General features: G+C 75.5%; 23 protein-coding genes and 1 tRNA gene. 14 read left to right on the top strand and 10 right to left on the bottom strand.

Annotated features, from left to right (window positions below):
- Positions 1–60 precede the first annotated feature (60 nt).
- A complete protein-coding gene (locus ACI769_RS01820; RefSeq protein ID WP_085388175.1) occupies positions 61–1,344 on the top strand; it encodes a VWA domain-containing protein in 1,284 nt (427 codons plus the stop codon).
- A complete protein-coding gene (locus tag ACI769_RS01815) occupies positions 1,341–2,312 on the top strand; it encodes an FHA domain-containing protein (protein ID WP_409141090.1) in 972 nt (323 codons plus the stop codon). The genes ACI769_RS01820 and ACI769_RS01815 overlap by 4 nt, the downstream gene beginning before the upstream one ends.
- Before the next feature lie 7 nt (positions 2,313–2,319).
- Here ACI769_RS01815 and ACI769_RS01810 read toward each other — a convergent pair whose 3' ends face one another.
- On the bottom strand, positions 2,320–2,805 hold the full coding sequence (locus ACI769_RS01810; protein WP_371810594.1) for an Hsp20/alpha crystallin family protein: 486 nt from the start codon (positions 2,803–2,805) through the stop codon (positions 2,320–2,322).
- A 404-nt stretch (positions 2,806–3,209) separates the two neighbouring features.
- Between ACI769_RS01810 and ACI769_RS01805 the strand changes: the two genes are divergently transcribed.
- From ACI769_RS01805 to ACI769_RS01785, 5 genes are all read left to right on the top strand, one after another.
- Entirely contained in the window at positions 3,210–3,857 is a 648-nt protein-coding gene (locus ACI769_RS01805) for a biotin transporter BioY (protein WP_043660286.1), read from the top strand.
- Between the two features lie 20 nt (positions 3,858–3,877).
- Complete coding sequence (locus tag ACI769_RS01800; RefSeq protein WP_409141089.1) at positions 3,878–5,275, top strand: class I adenylate-forming enzyme family protein; 1,398 nt, start codon at positions 3,878–3,880, stop codon at positions 5,273–5,275.
- The gene (locus tag ACI769_RS01795) at positions 5,272–6,483 is read left to right on the top strand and encodes a thiolase family protein (protein WP_409141088.1); all 1,212 of its coding nucleotides are present in this window, start codon (positions 5,272–5,274) and stop codon (positions 6,481–6,483) included. The genes ACI769_RS01800 and ACI769_RS01795 overlap by 4 nt, the downstream gene beginning before the upstream one ends.
- Before the next feature lie 104 nt (positions 6,484–6,587).
- The gene (locus ACI769_RS01790; protein ID WP_061268581.1) at positions 6,588–7,268 is read left to right on the top strand and encodes an energy-coupling factor ABC transporter ATP-binding protein; all 681 of its coding nucleotides are present in this window, start codon (positions 6,588–6,590) and stop codon (positions 7,266–7,268) included.
- A gap of 29 nt (positions 7,269–7,297) precedes the next feature.
- Positions 7,298–7,864: a CbiQ family ECF transporter T component gene (locus ACI769_RS01785; RefSeq protein WP_409141087.1), complete on the top strand. Its 567-nt coding sequence runs from the start codon at positions 7,298–7,300 to the stop codon at positions 7,862–7,864.
- Positions 7,865–7,916: 52 nt separating this feature from the next.
- Here the strand turns inward: ACI769_RS01785 and ACI769_RS01780 are convergent, their stop codons facing one another.
- Genes ACI769_RS01780 through ACI769_RS01770 form a run of 3 tightly spaced genes read right to left on the bottom strand, consistent with a single transcriptional unit; the run spans position 7,917 to position 10,617 of the window.
- On the bottom strand, positions 7,917–9,224 hold the full coding sequence (locus ACI769_RS01780) for an MFS transporter (protein ID WP_409141086.1): 1,308 nt from the start codon (positions 9,222–9,224) through the stop codon (positions 7,917–7,919).
- On the bottom strand, positions 9,221–9,844 hold the full coding sequence (locus ACI769_RS01775) for an ArsR/SmtB family transcription factor (protein WP_409141085.1): 624 nt from the start codon (positions 9,842–9,844) through the stop codon (positions 9,221–9,223). The genes ACI769_RS01780 and ACI769_RS01775 overlap by 4 nt, the downstream gene beginning before the upstream one ends.
- Before the next feature lie 47 nt (positions 9,845–9,891).
- Positions 9,892–10,617 carry a phosphatase PAP2 family protein gene (locus ACI769_RS01770; protein ID WP_409141084.1) on the bottom strand — a complete coding sequence of 242 codons (726 nt, stop codon included), beginning with the start codon at positions 10,615–10,617 and terminating at the stop codon, positions 9,892–9,894.
- 236 nt (positions 10,618–10,853) lie between these two features.
- Here ACI769_RS01770 and ACI769_RS01765 point away from each other — a divergent pair, with 236 nt between their 5' ends.
- The 3 genes from ACI769_RS01765 (at position 10,854) to ACI769_RS01755 (ending at position 12,010) form a co-directional block, all read left to right on the top strand.
- Positions 10,854–10,994, top strand: coding sequence for a hypothetical protein (locus ACI769_RS01765; protein WP_157446647.1), 141 nt, complete (start codon positions 10,854–10,856; stop codon positions 10,992–10,994).
- Between the two features lie 134 nt (positions 10,995–11,128).
- Positions 11,129–11,842, top strand: coding sequence for an oligoribonuclease (gene orn, locus ACI769_RS01760; protein ID WP_171467715.1), 714 nt, complete (start codon positions 11,129–11,131; stop codon positions 11,840–11,842).
- A 92-nt stretch (positions 11,843–11,934) separates the two neighbouring features.
- Positions 11,935–12,010, top strand: a tRNA-His gene (locus ACI769_RS01755).
- A gap of 87 nt (positions 12,011–12,097) precedes the next feature.
- Here ACI769_RS01755 and ACI769_RS01750 read toward each other — a convergent pair.
- Positions 12,098–12,739, bottom strand: coding sequence for a LysE family translocator (locus ACI769_RS01750; protein ID WP_409141083.1), 642 nt, complete (start codon positions 12,737–12,739; stop codon positions 12,098–12,100).
- Between the two features lie 230 nt (positions 12,740–12,969).
- On the opposite strand from ACI769_RS01750, the gene ACI769_RS01745 reads away from it, so the two are divergent.
- The 4 genes from ACI769_RS01745 to ACI769_RS01730 all read left to right on the top strand — a co-directional run bounded on the left by ACI769_RS01745 (position 12,970) and on the right by ACI769_RS01730 (position 16,172).
- A complete protein-coding gene (locus ACI769_RS01745; RefSeq protein WP_086151437.1) occupies positions 12,970–13,803 on the top strand; it encodes an ABC transporter ATP-binding protein in 834 nt (277 codons plus the stop codon).
- On the top strand, positions 13,800–14,441 hold the full coding sequence (locus tag ACI769_RS01740; RefSeq protein WP_021482821.1) for an ABC transporter permease: 642 nt from the start codon (positions 13,800–13,802) through the stop codon (positions 14,439–14,441). The genes ACI769_RS01745 and ACI769_RS01740 overlap by 4 nt, the downstream gene beginning before the upstream one ends.
- On the top strand, positions 14,438–15,169 hold the full coding sequence (locus ACI769_RS01735; RefSeq protein ID WP_391514744.1) for an ABC transporter permease: 732 nt from the start codon (positions 14,438–14,440) through the stop codon (positions 15,167–15,169). Before ACI769_RS01740 ends, ACI769_RS01735 begins: the two co-directional genes overlap by 4 nt.
- A gap of 79 nt (positions 15,170–15,248) precedes the next feature.
- Positions 15,249–16,172 (top strand): ABC transporter substrate-binding protein, encoded by a 924-nt coding sequence (locus ACI769_RS01730; RefSeq protein WP_085388186.1) that lies wholly within the window; start codon positions 15,249–15,251, stop codon positions 16,170–16,172.
- Between the two features lie 141 nt (positions 16,173–16,313).
- On the opposite strand, the gene ACI769_RS01725 is transcribed toward ACI769_RS01730, so the two are convergent.
- From ACI769_RS01725 to ACI769_RS01705, 5 genes are all read right to left on the bottom strand, one after another.
- A complete protein-coding gene (locus tag ACI769_RS01725; protein WP_085388187.1) occupies positions 16,314–17,240 on the bottom strand; it encodes a RimK family alpha-L-glutamate ligase in 927 nt (308 codons plus the stop codon).
- A gap of 59 nt (positions 17,241–17,299) precedes the next feature.
- Positions 17,300–18,859, bottom strand: coding sequence for an NAD(P)/FAD-dependent oxidoreductase (locus ACI769_RS01720; RefSeq protein WP_085388188.1), 1,560 nt, complete (start codon positions 18,857–18,859; stop codon positions 17,300–17,302).
- A gap of 52 nt (positions 18,860–18,911) precedes the next feature.
- Positions 18,912–19,472: an AAA family ATPase gene (locus ACI769_RS01715; protein WP_409141082.1), complete on the bottom strand. Its 561-nt coding sequence runs from the start codon at positions 19,470–19,472 to the stop codon at positions 18,912–18,914.
- Between the two features lie 111 nt (positions 19,473–19,583).
- The gene (locus ACI769_RS01710) at positions 19,584–21,230 is read right to left on the bottom strand and encodes a cation acetate symporter (protein ID WP_086151449.1); all 1,647 of its coding nucleotides are present in this window, start codon (positions 21,228–21,230) and stop codon (positions 19,584–19,586) included.
- A complete protein-coding gene (locus ACI769_RS01705) occupies positions 21,227–21,577 on the bottom strand; it encodes a DUF485 domain-containing protein (RefSeq protein ID WP_021482757.1) in 351 nt (116 codons plus the stop codon). Before ACI769_RS01705 ends, ACI769_RS01710 begins: the two co-directional genes overlap by 4 nt.
- Between the last annotated feature and the right edge of the window lie 156 nt (positions 21,578–21,733).

Here is a 21,733-nt window from a genome sequence, read left to right as displayed (position 1 = left end):
GCGTCGGGCCCCGACGACCCGATAGCCTGCACGAACACCCGCACCACCGAAGGAGCCCCCATGGCCGAGTTCGCCGCCGAGGTCTACCAGAACGAGTTCCTGTCCGAGGGCGCGACGGACGTCCACGCGATCGTCACCGTGACGTGCCGCGGCGCCGGGAGCGCGGGGAGCGCCGGCGGCGCGGGCGGGGTGGCCGAGATCATCATGGTCGACACGTCGGGGTCGATGTCGGGGCGCAACATCGAGGCCGCGAAGCACGCGGCCCAGGTCGCGGTCGACCAGATCCTCGACGGCACGTGGTTCGCGATCGTCGGCGGCAGCCACGTCGCGAACCGTGCGTTCCCCTACCCGAACGCCCGCATGGCCATGGTGCAGATGGAGCCGGGCGCGCGCGCCGAGGCGAAGCGCGCGATCTCGATGCTCACGCCCGGCGGCGGCACGGCGATGAGCACGTGGCTGCGTCTCGCGGACCAGCTCTTCGCGACGGTGCCGCAGGCGACGCAGCGGCACGCGATCCTGCTCACCGACGGCAAGAACGAGTCCGAGCCCCGCGCCAACCTCTCAGCCGCGGTGCGGGACGTCACGGGCCACTTCCAGTGCGACGCGCGCGGCGTCGGCTCGCGCTGGCAGGTCGACGAGCTGCGCGAGATCTCGACCGCGCTGCTCGGCACGGTGGACCTCATCGCGGACCCGAACGAGATCGCCGCCGACTTCGAGAAGCTCATGCAGACGTCGATGGCGCGCGGCGTCGCCGCGGCCGACCTGCGCGTGTGGGCCCCGCAGGGCTCGCAGGTGCTGTTCGTGCGCCAGGTCGCCCCGACCGTCGAGGACCTCACGCACCGCCGGGCCGAGGTCAACCCGCTCACGGGCGCCTACCCCACCGGGTCGTGGGGCGACGAGTCGCGCGACTACCACGTCGCGGTGCGCGTGGCCTCGAAGCCCGTCGGCTCCGAGCAGCTCGCGGCGCGCGTCCAGCTCGCCGTGAACGGCGAGGTCGTGTCCTCGGGCCTGGTCAAGGCGAAGTGGTCCGACGACGAGTCGCTCACCACGCGCATCAACCCCGAGGTCGCGCACTACACCGGCCAGACCGAGCTCGCCGCGGCGATCCAGGAGGGCCTCGCGGCCAAGGCGTCGGGCGACGAGGCGACGGCGACCGTCAAGCTCGGCCGCGCCGTCCAGCTCGCGCAGCAGACCGGGAACGAGGAGGCGACGTCGCGGCTGCGCAAGGTCGTCGAGATCGACGACGAGGAGCACGGCACCGTGCGGCTCAAGCGCAACACCTCGACGCTCGACGAGATGGCGCTCGACACCGCCTCGACGAAGACGACGCGGGTGCGTCGGTGAGCGCCGTCGTCTGCCCCAACGGGCACCCCTCGGAGTCGACCGACTACTGCGACGTGTGCGGCGAGCCCATCGCCGCGGCGTCGGCACCCGCGACGCCCGCGACGGGCGCGTCGTCCCCTGCTCCGGGCGCGGCCTCCGCACCGGCGCAGGCGCTCGAGTGCCCGAACTGCGGCTCGCCGGCTCCGGCCGGTGCGCTGTTCTGCGAGAACTGCGGCTACGACTTCACCACCGGCGCCCTGCCCGACCCGGTGGAGCCTGCGTCGGCGCTCTCGCTCGACCCGCCGTCGCGCCCCACGCCGGCCACCCCGGCCGCACCCGCCGCTGCCCCGGCCGCACCGCAGGCGGGCCTGGCGTCGGGCGCGACGCCGCCCCCGCTCCCGGCTCCGGCCGCGTCCCCGGCGTCCGCGGCCACCCCGCCGCCGGGCGCCTCCGCACCGCTCGAGGCTCCGGCGTCGACCCCGGCCACCGGGACCGCCGCGGGCGAGCAGCCCGGCGGTGAGCCCGCCGCCCGGTCCTCCGCCGCGCCGTCGGGCGCGCACCTCCCGACGCCGCCCGTGCCCGGGCCGGACCAGTGGGTCGTCGAGATCTGGATCGACCCCGACTGGTACGCGGCCCAGCAGCCCGAGGACCCCATGCCGTCGGCGGGCCTGCCGGGGCTCGTCGTGCTGCGCGAGCGCAGCGTGCTCGTGGGGCGCCCCTCGGTCTCGCGCGGCATCCACCCGCAGGTCGACTGCGGCGCGGACACCGGCGTCTCGCGACGGCACTGCCAGCTCAGCACGGACGGCCAGCGCTGGTGGGTCGAGGACCTGCAGTCCTCGAACGGCACCTACGTGAGCCCCGCGGGCGAACCGCTCCCGACGGACCCGATCCCCGCCGGCCAGCGACGCGAGCTGGCCGACGGGGACCGCGTGTACCTCGGGGCGTGGACGCGCCTCGTCGTCCGCAAGGCGCTCCCGGGCGAGGCGTGAGCCCGGCTCAGCCCTCCGACGTCTGAGGCTCGGCCTCGGCCGTGATCTGGGTCGCCGCGCCGCCCGCGCGGTGCGCAACCTCGATCCGGCGGGGCCGGGCCTCCTCGGCCACCGGGATCGTCAGCGTCAGCACGCCGTCCTCGTACGACGCCGTGATCTTGTCGAGCGCCAGGCCGCGCCCCACCGTGAGCTGGCGCGCGTACGTGCCGGACGGCCGCTCGCGGGCGAGCCACTGGACGTCCGGGTCGGTCCGCGGGCTGCGCTCGGCGCGGATGGTCAGCGTGCGGTCCTCGACGGACACGTCGATCGTGCCCGGGTCGACGCCCGGGAGGTCCATCGTCAGCACGTAGTGGTCCCCGGCGCGGAACAGGTCGAGCGGCATGCCGCCCGAGGCCGCCGAGGCCGCGGTCGCGCGGGCGCCGGACGCGAGCTGGCCGACCAGACGGTCCATCGCGTCGAAGGTGCTCGTGAAGGGGTCGATCATCGCAGCCACACCTCTCACCTCCTCGTCGCTCGGTCCCGGACGGTCCGGGACCGGTCGGTGCTCCCGCGAGGCAGGCACCCCGCGGGCGGCTACAGCTCCTGTTTTAGCACTCTCCCCCCGCGAGTGCCAAGAGGTGCGACGCGTCGTGTCGCCCGGCCGGACAGGCCGGGTTGTGCGGCTCCCACACCGACCCCGCGCCCGCGCCCCGGCGCGGTTGGAGGATCCCTCCAACGCCTTGTGCGATCCGTGCACGGCGGGTCGCGGAGGTGGTCGCGAGCGCCGTCGCCCGACGACCGCCGTCCCGGCCAGAGTGGACACGCCCGACCACCGACAGCAGGGAGCCCGCGATGACCGACGCCCGCACGGAGACGCCCGCCGCCACCCCGTCCGCCACGGCGCCCACCGCCCCGGAGATGCTGCGCGCCGCACCGCGGGACGTGCCCGACCGTCGCCGCGGCCGGTTCGCGCTCGACGCCGGCGACGCCGCGCGGGTCGCGACGTTCGCCGCGCTCCTGGCCGCGCTCGGCCTGCCCGGCTCGATCGCGCTGTTCGGCAACGCGGTGCCCGTGACGCTCCAGACGCTGGGCGTCATGCTCGCGGGGGCGATCCTCGGCGCGTGGCGCGGCTCGCTCGCCGTCGCGACGTTCCTCGCGCTCGCCGCGGCCGGGCTCCCCGTCCTCGCGGGCGGGCGCGGCGGGCTCGGAGCGTTCGTCGGGCCGTCCGCGGGCTACCTCGTCGGGTTCCTCGCCGGCGCGGCCGTCGTCGGCCTGCTCGTCGACCGGCTCCGGCGCGTCACGTTCGCGCCCGTGCTCGTCGCGTGCGTCGTCGGCGGGATCGCGGTCGTCTACGCCGTCGGCATCCCGGTGCAGGCGCTCGTCACGGGCGTGCCGCTGCCCACGACCGCGCAGCTCTCGCTCGCGTTCCTGCCCGGCGACCTGCTCAAGGCGCTCGCCGCCGCCGCGATCACGGTGGGCGTCGTGCGGGCCTACCCCGCGGCCCGTCCGGTCGGGCGCACCGGCCGCGGCGACCGTGCCGCGACCGACGGCCGCCCCGTCTCCTGAACACCTGCGAGAGTGTCCGCGTGCCCGTCGCCCACCAGGTCCTGACGCACGCCGCCGACCCGGCGGTGCGCGACCGTCCCGCCCTGCGCACGCCCGAGCGGTCGCGCACCTACGCCGCCCTCGCCGCGGACGTGCGCGCGGGTGCGACGCACCTGCGCGCGTCGGGCACGCGACCGGGCGACCTCGTCGCCGTGTCGCTGCCGGACCCGCTCGACCTGCTCACGGCGGTGCTGGCCGTCGACCACCTGGGCGCGACACCGCTCGTGTGCGACGCCGCGTGGCCGCGCGCCCACCGCGCCGAGGTGCTGCGCACGCTCGCGCCGCGCACGTTCGTCGAGGTGCCGCTGCCGCGCGGGACCGGCACCGCCGACGGCGCGGCGCCCGCGCCGTCGCACGTCCCCGACCCCGACGACCTCGCGTGGGCGGGGTTCTCGTCCGGGAGCACCGGCCGCCCGCGCGCGGTCGTGCGCACGCGCGCGTCGTGGGCGGGGTCGTTCGACGCGGTCACCCGTCTCCTCGGGCTGCGACCCACCGACGCCGTCCTCGTCCCCGGCCCGCTCGCGTCGTCGCTGTACTGCTTCGCCGCCGTGCACACGCTCGCCGTCGGGGCGTGCGCCGTCCTCACCCGCACCCCGGCCGCGACGACGGCGGCGCTCGCGACGAGCGACGTCGTGCACCTCGTGCCGCAGGTCCTCGACGACGTGCTCGACGCCGTCACCGCGGGCGCGCCCTCGCGGCTGCGGCACGCGGTCGTCGGCGGGGCGTCGCTCGCGCGGGGGGCGCGGGAGCGGGCGCGGGGCCTCGGCGTCGACGTGCTCGCGTACTACGGCGCCGTCGAGCTCTCGTTCGTCGCCTACGACCCCGACGGGTCCGGGATGCGCGCGTTCCCCGGCGTGGACCTGGCGGTCCGTCCCCTGCCGTCGGCGAGCGTCGGCGAGGTGTGGGTGCGCTCGCCGTGGGTGTCGCGCGGCTACCTCGCGCGCGCCACGGGGCCGCTGCGGCGCGACGGCGCGTGGCACACCGTCGGGGACCTCGCCGACCCGGGGCCGGAGCCGCTCGTGCTGCGCGGCCGGGGCGACGGCGCGATCCTCTCGGGCGGGTCGACGGTCGTGCCCGAGGACGTGGAGGTCGTGCTGCGGGCCGTGCCCGGGGTGCGCGACGTCGTCGTGCTCGGCACGGCGCACCGCCGCCTCGGGGCGGTCGTGACGGCCGTCGTGGAGTGCGACGACCGGTCGGGGCTGCGCGCGCACCTCGAGCGGGTCGCCCGCGCGGCGCTCGCGCCGGCCCAGCGACCGCGGCGCTGGTACGGCACGCGCGCGCTGCCGCGGACGCCGTCGGGGAAGCCCGCGCGCGGCGCGGTGAGCGAGGCCCTCGGCGGGACGGACCTCGCGCGGTCGGGCCTGGAGCCGCTGCGGTGACCCGGCACCCGAGCACGTCGACGCGCGGCACGACGGACGCGACGCCCGTGGTGGTCGCCGCACGCCGCACGTGGATCGGCACCGCGGGCCACGGGCATCGGGCGCTCACCGAGGTGGACCTCGCGGCCGGGGCGCTGCGCGCGACCCTCGACGACGCACGGGCGCACGGCGTCGACGGTGACGTCGCGGACGTCGTGCTCGGGTGCTGCACGGGCCCCGGCGGGGACGTCGCGCGCGTCGCGGCGCTCGCCGCGGGAGCGGGCGCCCGCGTGCCGGGGCTCACCGTCGACCGGCAGTGCGCGTCGGGCCTCGCGGCCGTGCTCGTCGCGGCGCAGCAGGTCCGCGCGGGCGAGGCGGCGCTCGTCCTCGCGGGCGGCACCGAGAGCGCGACGCGCTCCCCCGCGCGGGCCCACCGCACGCCCTGGGGCGACGTCCCGTACGCGCGCGCGGCGTTCGCGCCCGTGCCGTGGGCGGACCCGGGGATGGGCGCCGCCGCCGACGAGCTCGCGCGGCGCCGCGGCGTGACCCGCGAGCGCCAGGAGGCGTACGCGGTGCGCAGCCACGCGCGCGCCCTCGCGGCGCACGACGCCGGGCGGTTCGCCGCGGAGACCGTGCGCGTCGGCCGGCCGGGCCGTGGCCTGGAGCGCGACGAGCGCGCGCGCCGCCTCGACCCGGCCGTCGTCGCGCGCCTCTCCCCCGCGTTCACCCCCGGCGGGACCGTCACGGTGGCGACGTCGAGCCCGGTGAGCGACGGCGCCGCCGTCGTGGCGGTCGTCCCCGAGGCGGTGCGCCGCGACCGGGGGCTCGCGGGGCTGCGGGTCGTCGCGTCGGCCACCGTGGGCTGCGACCCGGCGCTGCCCGGGTGGGGCCCGGTGCCCGCGGTGCGCACGGTGCTCGACCGCGCCGGCGCGCGGCTCGACGACGTCGCGGCGGTCGAGGTCGTCGAGGCGTTCGCGGCCCAGGTGCTCGCGGTCACCGACGCGCTCGGCCTCGACCCGCTGGGCGACCCGGCGGACGACGCCCGCGTGTGCGCCGACGGCGGCGCGCTCGCGCTGGGCCACCCGTGGGGCGCGAGCGGCGCGGTGTCCGTGGTCCGGCTGTTCTCCCGGCTCGTGCGCGGGGGCGCGCGGGCCGGGACGCTCGGGCTCGCGACGGCGGCGGTCGGCGGCGGCCAGGGCGTCGCGGTGCTCGTGGAGGTGACGCGGTGATCGCGCGGGCGGCGCGCGCCCTGCGGGGGCGACGCCGGGACCGCCCGGCCGAGGTCGCGGCACCCGCGCCCGAGCTCCCGCCGCAGGACGGCGCAGCGGGCTGCGTGGTGCGGCTCGAGGACGTGCACGTGCGGCTCGGCGAGCGCGACGTCCTGCGCGGCGTGAGCCTCGAGCTGCGCGAGCGCCGGGTCGGCGTGGTCGGGGCGAACGGCTCGGGCAAGAGCACCCTGGCCCGCCTGCTCAACGGGCTCGTCGTGCCCACGGCGGGGCGCGTGCTCGTCGACGGCCTCGACACGCGCCGCCAGGGCGCGGCGGTGCGCCGGCGCGTGGGGTTCGTGTTCACCGACCCGGACGCGCAGATCGTCATGCCGACCGTGGCGGAGGACGTCGCGTACTCGCTGCGCGGCGTCCCCGCGGACGAGCGCGCCGCGGTCGTGCGGCGCGCCCTCGCCGCGCGCGGCCTCGCCGAGCACGCGGACCATCCCGCGCACCTGCTCTCGGGCGGCCAGAAGCAGCTCCTCGCGCTCACCTCCGTGCTCGCGGCGGGACCGCGCCTCGTCGTGGCCGACGAGCCGACCACGCTCCTCGACCTGCGCAACACGCGCCGCGTCGCCGCCGAGCTCGCGTCCCTCCCCCAGCAGGTCGTGCTCGTCTCGCACGACCTCGCGCTCATGGACGCGATGGACCGCGTGCTCGTGGTCGACGGCGGGCGGGTCGTCGCGGACGACGCGCCGGGCCCGGCCGTCGCGCACTACCGGCGCCTGGTCGACGCGGGGCCGGGATGACGCCGGGCGGCTACCGGCCGGGGACCTCGGTGCTGCACCGCCTCCCGGCCGGGGCGAAGCTCGTCGGCCTCGCGACGGCGTCAGGCGCGGTGCTGCTCGTGTCGTCACCGGTCGCGGTGGGGGTCGTGGTCGTCGTGGTCGCGGCGCTCTACGCGCTCGCGGGGGTAGGGGCCCGCGCGGCGTGGGAGCAGGTCCGACCGCTGCGGCTCGTCGTGCCGGTGCTCCTCGCGGTGCAGTGGTTCGCGCTCGGTCCCGCCGCCGCGGTGGTCCTCACGACCCGCCTCGTGGCGCTCGTCGCGCTCGCGGGCCTCGTGCTGCTCACGACCCGGACGGCCGCGGTACTCGCGGCGATCGAGCGCGGCCTGCGCCCGCTCGGCCGCGTGGGGGTCGACGTCGGCCGGGTCGCGCTCGTCCTGTCGCTCGCCGTGCGCTCCGTCCCGGTGGTCGCGGCGCTCGCGCAGCGCGTGCGGGACGCGTGCCGCGCGCGCGGCCGGGAGCACGACGTCCGGGCCTTCGCCGTCCCGCTCGTCGTGGGCGCCCTGCGCCAGGCGGACGCGCTCGGCGACGCGCTGCGCGCCCGCGGCCTCGACGACTGAGGCGGACCCGTCGGCGTCCCGCTGCCGGTGGTGCGCCCGCCGGCGGGTCCCGCTACCGGGCGCGGGCGACGGCAGGACGGCGGCGCCGGCCGCGCAGGGCGAGCGCCGCGGCGACGGCGATACCCGCCACGGTGACGACGAGCAGCGCCCGGTAGTCCACGACCCCGACGAGCGCGGCCCCCACCACGGTGAGCAGGAGCTGGGGCACGTTGAGCAGCATGGTGCTCGCCGCGGCCACCCGGCCCTGGAGCGCGGGCGGCGTGCGGAGCTGGCGCTCGGTGACGAACCCGACGATCGCCCACGTGACGCCGAGGCCGACGCCGCCGAGCCCGACGACGACCGCCACCACGCTCGTGCCGGTCGCCGGGACGATGCCGAGCGCGAGCACGACCAGGCCCAGCGCGACGAGGCGCTGCGCCCCCCACCGGGCCACGAGCCGGGCGGCGGTGAGGCCGGCCACGATCGCGGTCACGGCCTGGACGGACGACACCGGCCCGAGGAGCGCGGCCGGGAGCCCGAGGCCGTCCTCGACGATCGCGAGGCTCACCGCGTTGAGCAGCCCCACCGCGCCGAACGCGACGACGAGCGCGACCGTGAGCACGCCGAGCGGCGCCGTCCCCGCGAGGTGCCGGAAGCCCGCGGTCACCTCGGCGAGGTACGGCTCGCGCTCGTCGGCCGGCGGGGTCTCGCGCACCCGCACGCGCGCGACCACCCCGGCCGCGACGACGAACGCACCCGACGCGGTCAGGACGAGCGGCCACACGCCCGCGAGGGAGTACGCACCCGCGCCCACGACGGGCATGAGCAGCCGGAACACCTGGTCGATCGTCGTGAGGCGGCCGTTCGCGGCGGCGAGCGCGTCGTCGGGCAGCATGTCGCGCACGAGCCCGGACTGCGCCGCGGACGTCGCGAACCCGACCCCCGAGTACACGACGGTGACGAGGAGCACGAGCCACACCTGCCCCGGCCCGCGGACGAGGAGGAGGGCGAGGAGGACGACCGCGCCGACGAGGTACGTCGCGACGAGCATCCGGCGGCGGGACACCCGGTCGGCGAGCTGGCCGAGGAACGGCGACGCGAGCGCGGGAAGGCCCAGCGCGGCGAACACGAGCCCGGCTGCGCCGTTCGAGCCCGTGAGGTCCTTGACCCACACGGCGAGGATGATCGCGAGCACCGAGTCGGCGAAGTTGGTGAACCCCCACGCGACCGAGAGCAGGCGGAAGGGTCGCCCGCGGAGCGCGGCCCGCGCGTCCGCTCCCGGCGTCGTGGCCCCGCTCCGCGGCGCGACCGTTGCGGTCGGTGCGGTCGGTGCGGTGTCCGCAGTCGGTGCCGCGGCCGCCGGCTCGGGCGGGGTGGTCACCGGTGGTCCGCGGGCGGGTCGGCGTTGACGACGGCGAACAGCCGCGCCGGCCGGGCCCCCTCGGGGCGCAGCGACGGGTCGTCCCAGCGCCCGGCGAACCGGTCGGTGAGCGCCTCGACCTCGCGCGCGAGCGCGTCGAGCTCCTCGCGCGTCGCGTAGAACGACGACGAGCTGAGCGTCGAGGCGAGCAGCCACCGCGGGTCCTCCGCCGCGGCGCCGGCGAGCCACGCCCGCACGCGCGCCGCCTCCTGGCCGAGCACGAGGTCGGCCACGGCGCTCGCCGCGGGCAGCGACTCGGGCACGTCGGGGTCGAAGCGGGTCTGGCGCCCGCGCCCGACCGTCCGCCAGGGGCGCTCCTTGCCCCGCCGCTCGGCGGGCTCGACGTAGCCGTACTTCGCGAGCATGCGCAGGTGGAACGAGCAGCTCGCGACGGACTCGCCCGTCGCCTCGGCACAGCGCGTGGCCGTGACCTCGCCCTCGTCGTCGAGCAGCGTGAGGATCCGCAGACGCAGGGGGTGCGCGAGGGCGCGGATGCTCGCGGGGTCGCTCGCGACCACCGGTCCGCGCGGGGACGTGCTTGCGGAGGCGCCCTGCCCAGGGTGATCGGCGGCGGTCGTCATGGGGACGACGCTACTTCACGAAAGATATCTTGCGCAAGACTTCTTTCCTAAGAGCCCTCAGGCCCCGCCTCGACCGGTCGCGCCCGCGCCCGGAGGTCGTGCACCCGGCTCACGACGACGACGACGCCGAGCACCGCCACGGCGAGCGCGAGGCCCGCGAGGACGTCGGTGAGGAAGTGGTAGCCGAGGTAGAGGCGGCTCAGCGCCACGGTCCCGACGACGAGCACCGACGCCACGACCCAGACCGTCAGCACGCGAGCGTCGCGGTGGCGGTGCCACACGAGGTAGCCGCCGACGAGCACCAGGGTCGCCGCGCCGATCGTGTGCCCCGAGGGGAACGAGAACGACCGCTCGACCCCGGCCACGACCATCGAGGCGTCCGGCGGGCGCGGACGGGCGATCACGGCCTTGAGCACGCTCGAGACGAGGGTCGCGAGCACCATCGCCCCCGCCAGCAGGCCCGGTTCCCACCAGGTCCCCGAGCGTCGTGCCCACACGACGCACCCGACCGCCACGAGGAGGGGCAGCACGAACGGGCCGAACACGGTCGTCACGACCGTCAGCACCCCCGTCGCGCCGGGGGTCCGGTGCGCGACCATCCAGGCCAGCAGCGGCTCGTCGAACCGCCAGAGGTCGTCCCGCTCCCGGACCGAGTCCAGCAGGCCGGCGAAGCCCAGGACGCCGACCAGGACCAGGAGCAGCCCCGGCCACACGCTCGCGAGCACCGCCCGCGGCGACGTGCCCTCCTTCGACCCGCTCGTCGTCGCTCCCATCCCCGGAGGCTACGGAACGCGGGCCGACGACGCAGGGCGGCGCGGTCGCGGACGGCCCCCGGACGAGACCCCGGCGAGGAGCAGGACGGTCCCCGGCGAAAAACCCGTGCGTCCCCGACGCCCGTCGTGGTCGTATGAGCACACACCGCGGTGGCGTCCGTCCGGTCCGTACCGGGCGGTGGAGGGTCCGGCCAGACCCACGAACCCAGCGTCACGAGAGCAGCACGATGCATCCCTTGATCACGTACGACGTGGCGGCCCTCAGCCGTCGCGAGCAGCTGCAGGAGCAGACCCTGCGCCGGTCGCAGCTGCGCCGCACCACGACCCGCGTCCCGGCGCACACCCGGCAGGCCCGCCTGTCGCGCCGCACCGCATGACGCGCACCGAGCGCTCGTCACGCCGGGGGCACACCCCGCCGGGCGAGAGCGCGACCCGTCGAAGGCCTCGGCCGTCCGGACCCTCCGTGGACCGGACCGCCGGGGCCTTCGTCGTGCGCGACTAGGCTGTGGGCGTGAGCCCTGTGAACGCGAACGAACGCATCGTCTGGATCGACTGCGAGATGACCGGGCTCGACCTGGGCGCCGACGCCCTCGTCGAGGTCGCCGCGGTCGTCACCGACTCCGAGCTCAACGTGCTCGGTGACGGCGTCGACGTCCTGGTCCGCCCGCCGGCCGAGGCGCTCGAGCAGATGGGCGACTTCGTGCGCCAGATGCACACGACCTCCGGTCTCCTCGACGAGCTCGACGAGGGCCTGACGCTGGCCGAGGCCGAGCAGCGCGTCCTGGACTACGTCCGCACCTGGGTGCCGGAGCCCGGGAAGGCGCCCCTCGCCGGGAACTCCGTCGGGACCGACAAGGCGTTCCTCGACCGCGACATGCCGGCCCTCATGAGCCACCTGCACTACCGGATCGTCGACGTCTCCTCCGTCAAGGAGCTCTCCCGCCGCTGGTACCCGCGCGCGTACTTCTCCTCGCCCGAGAAGCACGGCGGGCACCGCGCGCTCGCCGACATCCTCGAGAGCATCGACGAGCTGCGCTACTACCGCGCCGCCGTCTTCGTCCCTGCGCCGGGCCCGGACTCGGCGACCGCCCGCAAGATCGCGGAGCAGGTCGTCGCGACGAGCGTGACCCGGGGACGCACGCGGCCGCACGAGCCCGGCGAGAGCGCCGCCACGACCGCCGACGACGCCGCCGTGGCGACCGTCACAGGGGCCACGGAGGCCTGACGCGAGAAAGGCGTCCGGGAGCACCCCGCAGACCGGGTACACTTTTCGACGGCCGGTGCTCCAGGCGCCGGTCCGTGAGCACGGCTCACATGGTGGGTATAGCTCAGCTGGTAGAGCACCTGGTTGTGGTCCAGGGGGTCGCGGGTTCAAGTCCCGTTACTCACCCCAGACGGCGAGGGCCGGTCTCCTGACGGAGACCGGCCCTCGTCGCGTCCGAGCCCGATGCGCTCCACGGCGGCGCGCTCCGGGGCTTGCTCAGGGCGCCCGGTGCGACGCGACGGCGAGGACGCCGCCGAGGCCGATCATCATCCCGCCGCCCGCGGCCCGCACCGTGCCGAGGCGCCGGGGCGAGGACGCGAACCACGAGCGGGCCGCGCCCGCGGCCAGCGCCCAGACGCTGTCGCACACGAAGGCGATCACGGTGAAGACGAGGCCGAGCACGATCATCTGCGCCGGCACGCGCCCGGCGTGGAAGTCGGTGAACTGCGGCAGCACGGCCACGAAGAACACGATCGTCTTGGGGTTGGTCACCCCGACGACGTAGCCCTGCCGCACCACGCGCCACCAGGGCTCGCGGACGGGGGCGTCGTCGACGGCGACGGTCCCGTCGCGCCGGTGGCGGATCGCCTGGACGCCGAGCCACACGAGGTACGCGGCACCGACGAGCTTGACGACCGTGAAGATCGCGACCGACGTCGCGACGACCGTCCCGACCCCGAGCGCCACCGCGACCACGAGCGTGAGCGCGCCCAGCTCGTTGCCGAGCACGCTCAGCACGCCGCCGCGGTGGCCCAGCGTGAGCGAGCGGCCGACGACGAAGAGCACGCTCGGGCCCGGGATCGCCACGAGCACGAGGGAGGCGAGCGCGAAGGCGAGGAGGGCGTCGAGGTGCGGCACACCGCCACGATAGGACGCGGCGTGACGCACGTCACGGACGAATCCGCGCGGCCCGCCGGACGCACCGCGGCGGCCGCCGCACCCGTGCGGAGGCCGCCCGCGCGGTCCGGGTGCGGCGTGTCGGTGGTTCGTCGTACGGTCTGGGAGACGCGCGGCATCGCGCTTGACGAGCCGAACCGCGGTCGTGGTTGGGTGGAGGCCGTTCACCGACTGTCGGGAGGCAGCGCCCCATGATCGAGTTCCGATCGGTCACGAAGACGTACCCCGACGGCACGGCGGCGGTCGCCGACTTCGACCTCGTCATCCCGCCGCACCGCACGACGGTGCTCGTCGGCTCGTCCGGGAGCGGCAAGACGACGCTCCTGCGCATGATCAACCGGATGGTCGAGCCCACGTCGGGCACGATCGAGATCGACGGCAGCTCCGTCCTCGACCGCGACCCGGTGAAGCTGCGGCGCAGCATCGGGTACGTCCTGCAGAACGGCGGGCTGCTCCCCCACTACAAGGTCGTCGACAACGTGACGACGGTCCTGCGCCTGGAGGGCACTCCCCGGAGGCAGGCGCGCGAGCGCGCCCTCGAGCTCCTCGACACGGTCGGCCTCGACCGGGGGCTCGCGGACCGCTACCCGAGCCAGCTCTCGGGGGGCCAGCAGCAGCGCGTGGGCGTCGCTCGCGCGCTCGCCGCGGACCCGAACATCCTGCTCATGGACGAGCCGTTCGGCGCGGTGGACCCGATCGTGCGGGCCGAGCTCCAGACGGAGACCATCCGGCTGCAGCGGGAGCTGGAGAAGACGGTCGTCTTCGTCACGCACGACGTCGACGAGGCCTTCCTGCTCGGCGACCAGGTCGTGATCCTCGAGAAGGGGGCGCAGATCGCGCAGATCGGGTCCCCGAGCGAGATCCTCGAGAACCCCGCGAGCGAGTTCGTCGCGAGCTTCATCGGTGCCGAGCGCGGCCGTCGTGCGCTGCGCACGAAGCGGACGGACCACGGCACGGTCCTCGTCGACGGCGCGGGACGGACCCAGGGCGTGCTCGTCGGCGACGCCCCCGAGGACGGCGCATGACCTGGGTCCTGGACAACCTCGACCTCATCGGCCGACTGACCGTCGAGCACCTGCGCCAGTGCGTCGTGCCGATCGTGCTGGGGTTCGTCGTCTCGATCCCGCTGGGCTGGCTCGCGTTCCGGTTCCGCCTCACGCGGGGCCTCGTGCTCACGCTCGTCGGCCTGCTCTACACGATCCCGTCGCTCGCGCTCTTCGCGCTGCTCCCGCCGCTCCTCGGCATCAGCTTCCTGTCCGAGGTCAACCTGGTCGTCGCGCTGACGATCTACGCGGTGGCGATCATGACGCGGTTCGTCGCCGACGCCCTGGCGTCGGTCGACCCGACGGTCCGGCAGGCGGCCCTCGCCGTCGGGTACGGGCCGTGGCGGCGCTTCTGGCAGGTGGACCTCCCGCTCGCCGGCCCGGTCGTGCTCGCCGGGCTGCGCGTCACGGCCGTCTCGACCATCTCGCTCGCGACGGTCGGCATCCTCATCGGGATCGACAACCTCGGCTATCTCTTCACCAACGGCTACCAGCGACAGATCGTCCCCGAGATCCTTGCCGGCGTCGTCGCGGTCGTCGTCATCGCCCTGCTCGTCGACCTGCTGCTCGTGCTCGCCGGACGAGCGGTCATGCCCTGGTCCCGGAAGGTGCGCGCATGAACGTCTTCTCCGACGCGGTCGCCTGGATCTTCTCCCCCGACCGGCTCACGGGCGCGCTCCCGCTGCCCGAGGCGATCTGGACCCACCTCGCGTTCACGTTCGTGGCGGTCCTGATCGCCGCGGCGATCGCGATCCCCGCGGGCTGGGCGATCGGCCACACCGGGCGCGGGCGGGAGGTCGCGGTCGCCCTCTCGGGCGCGGCGCGCGCCGTGCCCTCGTTCGGGCTCGTCCTGCTGCTCGTGCTCGTGCTCGGGGTGACGCACAAGGTCGCCGCGTCGGTCACGGCGTTCGTGCTCCTCGCGATCCCGCCCATCCTCGCGGGGGCGTACGCCGGTATCGAGGCCGTCGAGCGGCGCGTGGTCGACGGCGCCCGGTCCGTCGGTATGACCGGTCGCCAGGTGCTGTTCCAGGCCGAGGTGCCGCTCGGGCTCCCGCTGCTCATCGGCGGGCTGCGTTCCGCGACGCTCCAGGTCGTCGCCACCGTGACGCTCGCCGGCTACGTCGGCAACTGGGGACTCGGCTTCTACATCGTGCAGGGCATCCAGATCCGCGACTTCTCCCAGATCCTCGGGGCGGCCCTCGTCATCGTCGTGCTGGCCGTCGTGCTCGACGCGCTGTTCGCGATCCTCCAACGGGTCGTCGTGCCGCGCGGCGTCACGGCAGGACGGTCCGCGGAGGACTCCCCGTCCCGGCGGCGCCGCCGCGCCCCCGAACCCACCACCGCCTGACGCGGACGGCCGCTCCCCCGCCGCACGCGCCGAACCGATCCCTCCCGGTCTCCGGGACGGCCCTCAGAAAGGCAGACACATGCGCACCACCCGACGCACCGCCGCCCTCGTCGCCACCGCGGCGACCGCCGTCCTCGCCCTCACCGCCTGCGGCGGCGGGTCCGACCCGCTCGCCGAGGACACCACGAGCGCCGACGGCGGCGGCAGCGCCTCGTCCGACACGATCGTCGTCGGCTCGCAGGCCTACTACTCGAACGAGATCATCGCGGAGATCTACGCGCAGGCGCTCGAGGCCGAGGGCTTCACGGTCGAGCGCAACTTCTCGATCGGTCAGCGCGACGCGTACATGCCCGCGCTCGAGAGCGGCGAGGTGCAGGTCTTCCCGGAGTACACGGGCAACCTGCTGCAGTTCTTCGACCCGGAGACCACGGCGACGTCGCCCGACGACGTGTACGCGGCGCTCCAGGAGGCGCTGCCCGACGGCCTCACGGTCCTCGACCAGTCGACCGCGACCGACCAGGACTCCTACAACGTCACCGAGGCGTTCGCGACGGAGCACGACCTCACCAGCCTGTCCGACCTCGCCGGTCTCGACGTGCCGCTCACGCTCGGCGGCCCCGCCGAACTCGAGCAGCGCCCGTACGGCCCGCAGGGGCTCAAGGACGTGTACGGCGTCGACGTGTCGTTCGTCGCGACGGGCGACACGACCGTCCAGGACCTCGTCGCCGGCACGGTGAACATCGCGAACGTGTTCAGCGCCGACCCGCGCATCCAGACGGAGAAGCTCGTCACGCTCGAGGACCCGGAGGGCCTGTTCCTCGCCTCGAACGTCGTGCCGCTCGTCAACGCGGACATCGCCGACGAGATCGCGGACGTCATCAACCCGGTGAGCGAGGCACTCACGCCCGAGGGCCTCGTCGCCCTCAACGTGGAGTCCACCGTCGACCAGCGTTCGCCCGAGGACATCGCCGCCGACTGGCTCTCGGAGAACGGTCTCGCCTGAGCGGGCCCGCGTCGCACGACGGCGGCCCGTCCCGGTTCCGGGACGGGCCGCCGTCGTCGTGCGTGGGGCCGGAGCAGCACCGCCGAGGACGCATCGCCGCGTCGCTGCGGGTCGTCCTGCTCGGCCGCCCGGTGGCGCGGGTCAGCGCGCGACGCGAGCCGCGATCGCGTCGGCGAACCGGTCGAGCGAGCCCGGGGCGAGCGCGAGGAACAGCGACGGCTCGGTGAGCTCGAGCTCGATGACGACGACGCCGCCGTCGTCGTTGCCCGTCACGACGTCCACGCGCGCGTAGAGGAAGCTCGCCGGGTCCCCGCCACCGACGGCGTCGGCCGCCACGGCGAGGGCGCGGCGCGCGACGTCGAGCTGCTCGTCGGACGCGGTGAACGGGCTCATCTCCTCCTGCTGGTAGAGGCCGCGCGTCGGGCGGTGCGGGCCGGTGAGCAGGGCGTTCTTGCGCACGGCGTGCGAGAACTCGCCGTCGACGAAGACGAGGCCCGTCTCCCCCGCGGTGTCGACGCTCGTCACGTAGGGCTGCACCATGACCTCGCGCCCGGAGACGAGCAGGTTCTTGGCGTGCTGGATCGCGAGCCCGCGCGAGTGCGCCTCGCCCGCCTGGTACCGGCCCGTGTCCTTCGCGCCCGCGCTGACCACGGGCTTGATGACGAAGTCGCCCTGGGCGGGCAGGCGCGTGTGGATCGCGCGCGAGGAGAGGTTGCGCGCCGGGTCGAGCCACAGCGTCGGGATGACGGGGATGCCCGCGCCCTCGAGCTCGCGCAGGTAGCCCTTGTCGGTGTTCCAGCGCAGCACCTGCTCCGCGTTGAGGATGCGGGGGACCCGGCTCGCCCACGCGACGAACTCGTCGCGCCGGGCCGAGTAGTCCCAGGTCGAGCGCACGACGACGGCGTCGAACGCGGCCCAGTCCACGTCGGGGTCGTCCCAGACGGCGGGCTGCGCCGCGACGCCCCGGGCGTCGAGCGCCCGCACGAGCGGCGCGTCGTCGGGGTCGAGCTGCGGGAGGACGGAGCACGTCGCGAGGGCGACGCGCGGGGCGGTGGTCTCGGTCGTCACGCCCCCGAGCCTAGGCGACCGGGCCGCGGCGCGGGCGCCGGGCCTGCGCCGGGTGGTCCCTACAGCCCGTACTCCTCGAGCAGCCGCAGCCACACCTCGCTCACCGTCGGGTACGACGGCACGGCGTGCCACAGCCTGCGCATCGGGACCTCCCCCACGACGGCGATCGTCGCGGCGTGCAGCATCTCCGCCGCGTCGGGGCCCACGAACGTGGCGCCGACGACGACCTCGCGCGCGGCGTCGACCACGAGCTGCGCGCTGCCCGCGTAGTCGGCGGAGCGCACCGAGGAGCCCGCGATGTTCGCGAGGTCGTAGCGCACGACGCGCACGTCGAGGCCCGCGTCGCGCGCGGACGACTCGGTGTGCCCGACGGCCGCCACCTCGGGCCGCGTGAACACGACCTGGGGCGAGGCGACGGCGTCGGCGGTCGCGGCGAACCGCGACCACGGCTCGGGGTCGGCGCCGACGGCGGGCGGCCGCTCGCCCGCGGTCGGGGCGTCCTCGGCGTCGGGGTCGCCGAAGCGCGCGGCGACGACGTCGCCCGCGACGCGGCCCTGGTACTTGCCCTGGTGGGTCGTCGCGACGCGACCGGTGACGTCGCCCGCCGCGTACAGCCACCCGGTGCCGGCCTCCGACCCGAGCCCCTGGACGAGCATCGTGTCGTCGACCTCCAGCGCGCGGCCGGGCGCGAGCCCGACGGAGTCGACCCCGAGGTCCTGGGTGCGCGGCACGCGGCCCGTCGCGACGAGCACGCGCTCGGCCGTGACGGGCGCCAGGTCGGGCGCGTCCCCGCCGTCCGCGGGACCGGTCGCCGCGAGGACGAGGCGCGCGCCGCCGTCGGGCAGCGGCTCGACGGCCTCCGTCGACACGCCGAGCCGCACGTCGACCCCCAGGTCCCGCAGCGACGCGGCGACCGCCTCGCCGGCCCAGGGCTCGGTGCGCCCGAGCAGGCCGCCCCGCGAGAGCACGCTCACGCGCGCCCCGAGGTCGGCGAACGCGACCGCCATCTCCGTCGCGACCACTCCCCCGCCGACGATCGCCAGCGACTCGGGCACGTCCTCGACCGCGGTCGCCTCGCGGCTCGTCCACGGGTTCGCGTCGGCCAGCCCGGGGACGTCCGGCAGGACCGGCACGCTGCCGGTCGCCACGATCACCGCGTGGCGGGCGGCGAGCCGGCGGGCGCGCGGCAGGTCGTCCGGGTCGGCGTCGGGCTCCTCGGCGACGACCTCCACGAGCCGCGGGCCGACGATCCGCCCGAGCCCGCGCACGAGCGTGAGGCCCGCGCCCTCGACCCACGAGACCTGGCCGGAGTCGTCCCAGTCCGAGACCATCTGGTCGCGCCGCGCGAGGACGGCGGCGACGTCGAGGTCGTCGCCGACGGTGACGCCCGGGACGCCCCGCGCCTCGGCCCGCACGGCCCCCGGGCGCAGGAGCGTCTTGGACGGCATGCACGCCCAGTACGAGCACTCGCCGCCCACGAGCTCGGCCTCGACGAGCGCCACGCTCAGGCCGGTGCGCGACGCGCGGTCGGCGGCGTTCTCGCCGACGGGCCCGCCGCCGATCACGATCACGTCGTACGTCTCGTCAGGGGTGGTCTCGGGCTGCGCGTCGGACGTCATGGGCCCATCCTCGCGCGACGGCCCGGTCGCCGCGCGGCGGTGCGACGGCGGGTCAGGCGACCCGGGCCTCGTCGAGCCGGTCGAGCACGTGCCGGACGGTCTGCGCGACGGTCCACCCGGTCGTGTCGACGTGCAGCCCGCCGGGCGTCGCGCGGGCCGCGGCGGCGAACTCCTCCGGGGTCCAGGCGCCGTACGCCTGCTTGTGGCGGCCGGCGTCGCGCGCGGCGAGCGTGGCGGCGTCCGGCGTCAGCACGACGGCGTAGCAGGGTCGGGTGCGCACGCGCGCCGTGAACCGCGCGAGGTCGGGGCCGAGCAGGATGTCCTGGACCACGGCCGTGACGCCCGCGGCCGCGTACGTGTCGGCAACCTGCGCCGCGAGCGCCTGCCGCAGGTCGAGCTGGGCCCGCGCCGCGCCGGTCAGGGGCGGTGCCGTCGACGCCTGGCCGCTGACCACGAACCGCCGGAACTGGTCTCCGCGCACGTGCGCGGCGAGCGGGAACGTGCGGGCGAGCGCGTCGGCGACCGTAAACTTCCCCGAGGCCATCGCCCCGGTGACGACGAGGACCGGCGTCTCCTCGCCCGGGACGACGGGGGCCGGGGTAGCGGAGGTCACGGCGCGACCGTACGGCGTCGTCCGCGCGCCGCGCGACGGAATTGCCGCGCGTGCGGACGCCCCCGGTCCGGGCCGGGGGCGTCCGCACGCGGCGCGGGGGCCGCCGTCGGGCTAGTGCACCGTCGCCTTCTCGGCGCCCGCCCCGGTGAGCGAGCGCACCTCCATCTCGGCGAACTTCTCGGGGTGCGGCTTCTCCCTGCTGAGGAGCGTCCCGACGATCCCGAGGAGGAACGCGAGCGGGATCGACACGATCCCGGGGTTGCTCAGGGGGAAGATCGCGAAGTCGATGTCCGTGTTCTTGATCATCGACAGGCTCGCGCCCGTCACCGGGTCGACCTTCCCGGACACGACGGGAGAGAACGCGATGAGCACGACGCACGAGATCAGGCCGCCGTACATGCTCCACAGCGCGCCCGCGGTGTTGAACCGCTTCCAGAACAGCGAGTAGAGGATCGTCGGGAGGTTCGCGCTCGCCGCGACGGCGAACGCGAGCGCCACGAGGAACGCGACGTTCTGGCCCTGCGCGAAGATGCCGCCGAGGATCGCGAGGATCCCGATGACGACGACGGTGATGCGCGCGACCTTGACCTCGCCGTCGGGCTTGACCTCGCCGCGCTTGATGACGTTGGCGTAGATGTCGTGCGCGAAGCTCGCCGCCGCGGTGATGGTGAGCCCGGCGACGACGGCGAGGATGGTCGCGAACGCGACGGCGGAGATGAAGCCGAGGAGGATCTCGCCGCCGAGCGCGAACGCGAGCAGGGGTGCCGCGGAGTTCACGCCCCCTGGTGCGGCGCTGATCGTCTCCGGCCCCACGAGCGCGCCCGCCCCGTACCCGAGCACGAGGGTGAACAGGTAGAAGATGCCGATGAGCCAGATCGCCCACACGACCGACCGGCGGGCCTCCTTGGCCGAGGGCACGGTGTAGAAGCGCATGAGGACGTGCGGCAGGCCGGCGGTGCCGAGCACGAGCGCGAGGGCGAGCGACAGGAAGTCGAGCTTCGTGGTGCCGGTGGCGCCGTACTGCTTGCCGGGCTCGATGAGCGCCTCGCCGCCCGGGCCCGCCTTGTCGATCGCGCCCTGGAGCAGGTCGGACAGGTTGAAGCCGAACTTCGCGAGGACCCACACCGTCATGACGGCGGCGCCCGCGATGAGCAGCACGGCCTTGATGATCTGGACCCAGGTGGTGCCCTTCATCCCGCCGACCAGCACGTAGAGGATCATCAGCGCGCCGACGACGGCGACGACGACGCTCTGGCCCGCCGTGGAGTCGACGCCGAGCAGCAGCGCCACGAGGCCGCCGGCCCCGGCCATCTGGGCGAGCAGGTAGAAGAACACGACGGCGAGGGTCGCGAGCGCCGCCGCCATGCGGACGGGCCGCTGCTTGAGCCGGAACGACAGGACGTCGGCCATCGTGAACTTGCCCGTGTTGCGCAGGAGCTCGGCGACGAGCAGCAGCGCGACGAGCCACGCGACGAGGAAGCCGATGGAGTAGAGGAACCCGTCGTAGCCGTTGATCGCGATGGCGCCGCAGATCCCGAGAAAGCTCGCGGCGGACAGGTAGTCGCCCGCGATGGCGGTCCCGTTCTGCGGCCCGGTGAACGACCGCCCGCCCGCGTAGTAGTCCGCGGCCGACTTGTTCTGCCGGGACGCGCGCAGCACGATGACGAGCGTCACGGCGACGAACACGGCGAAGATCGCGACGTTGACGACGGGGTTCCCGACGTCCGTGGCCTCGGCGGCCAGGAGGTGCGCGCTCACAGCTCGTCCTCCTCGATCTCGCGGCGGAGCTCGTCCGCCTGGGCGTCGAAGCGCTTGTTGGCCCAGCGCGCGTAGATCATGGTGATCGCGAACGTGGACACGAACTGGCCGAGCCCGAGGAGCAGCCCGACGGTGACGTTCCCCCACACCCGGACGCTCATGAGGTCGTGCGCGTAGTTCGCCAGCAGCACGTAGACGAAGTACCACACGAGGAACAGCGCGGTCATCGGGAACACGAAGTTCCGGAAGCGTCGGCGCAGGTCCTGGAACTCGGGCGAGCGTTGCACCCGCTGGTAGTCGGTCTCTTCGGCGGGCCCCGGTCCGGGGGCGGCCGTCACGTCGGTCATGACGCCTCCGTTGGCTCATTCCGTGGACAGACAGAGAGCCCGCACCCCGCGGACGGTCGCCTGTCGACGCGACCGCACGCGACACTGCGTGCCCGGGGCGACCTTCCACCCCCGGCACAATGTGCCGTAGATCACTGTTGTCCGCAAGGACCGCGC

It is taken from the genome of Cellulosimicrobium sp. RS, assembly GCF_046159675.1.
Taxonomy (GTDB): domain Bacteria; phylum Actinomycetota; class Actinomycetes; order Actinomycetales; family Cellulomonadaceae; genus Cellulosimicrobium; species Cellulosimicrobium funkei.
This window is presented reverse-complemented; position numbering and strand designations above follow the sequence as displayed.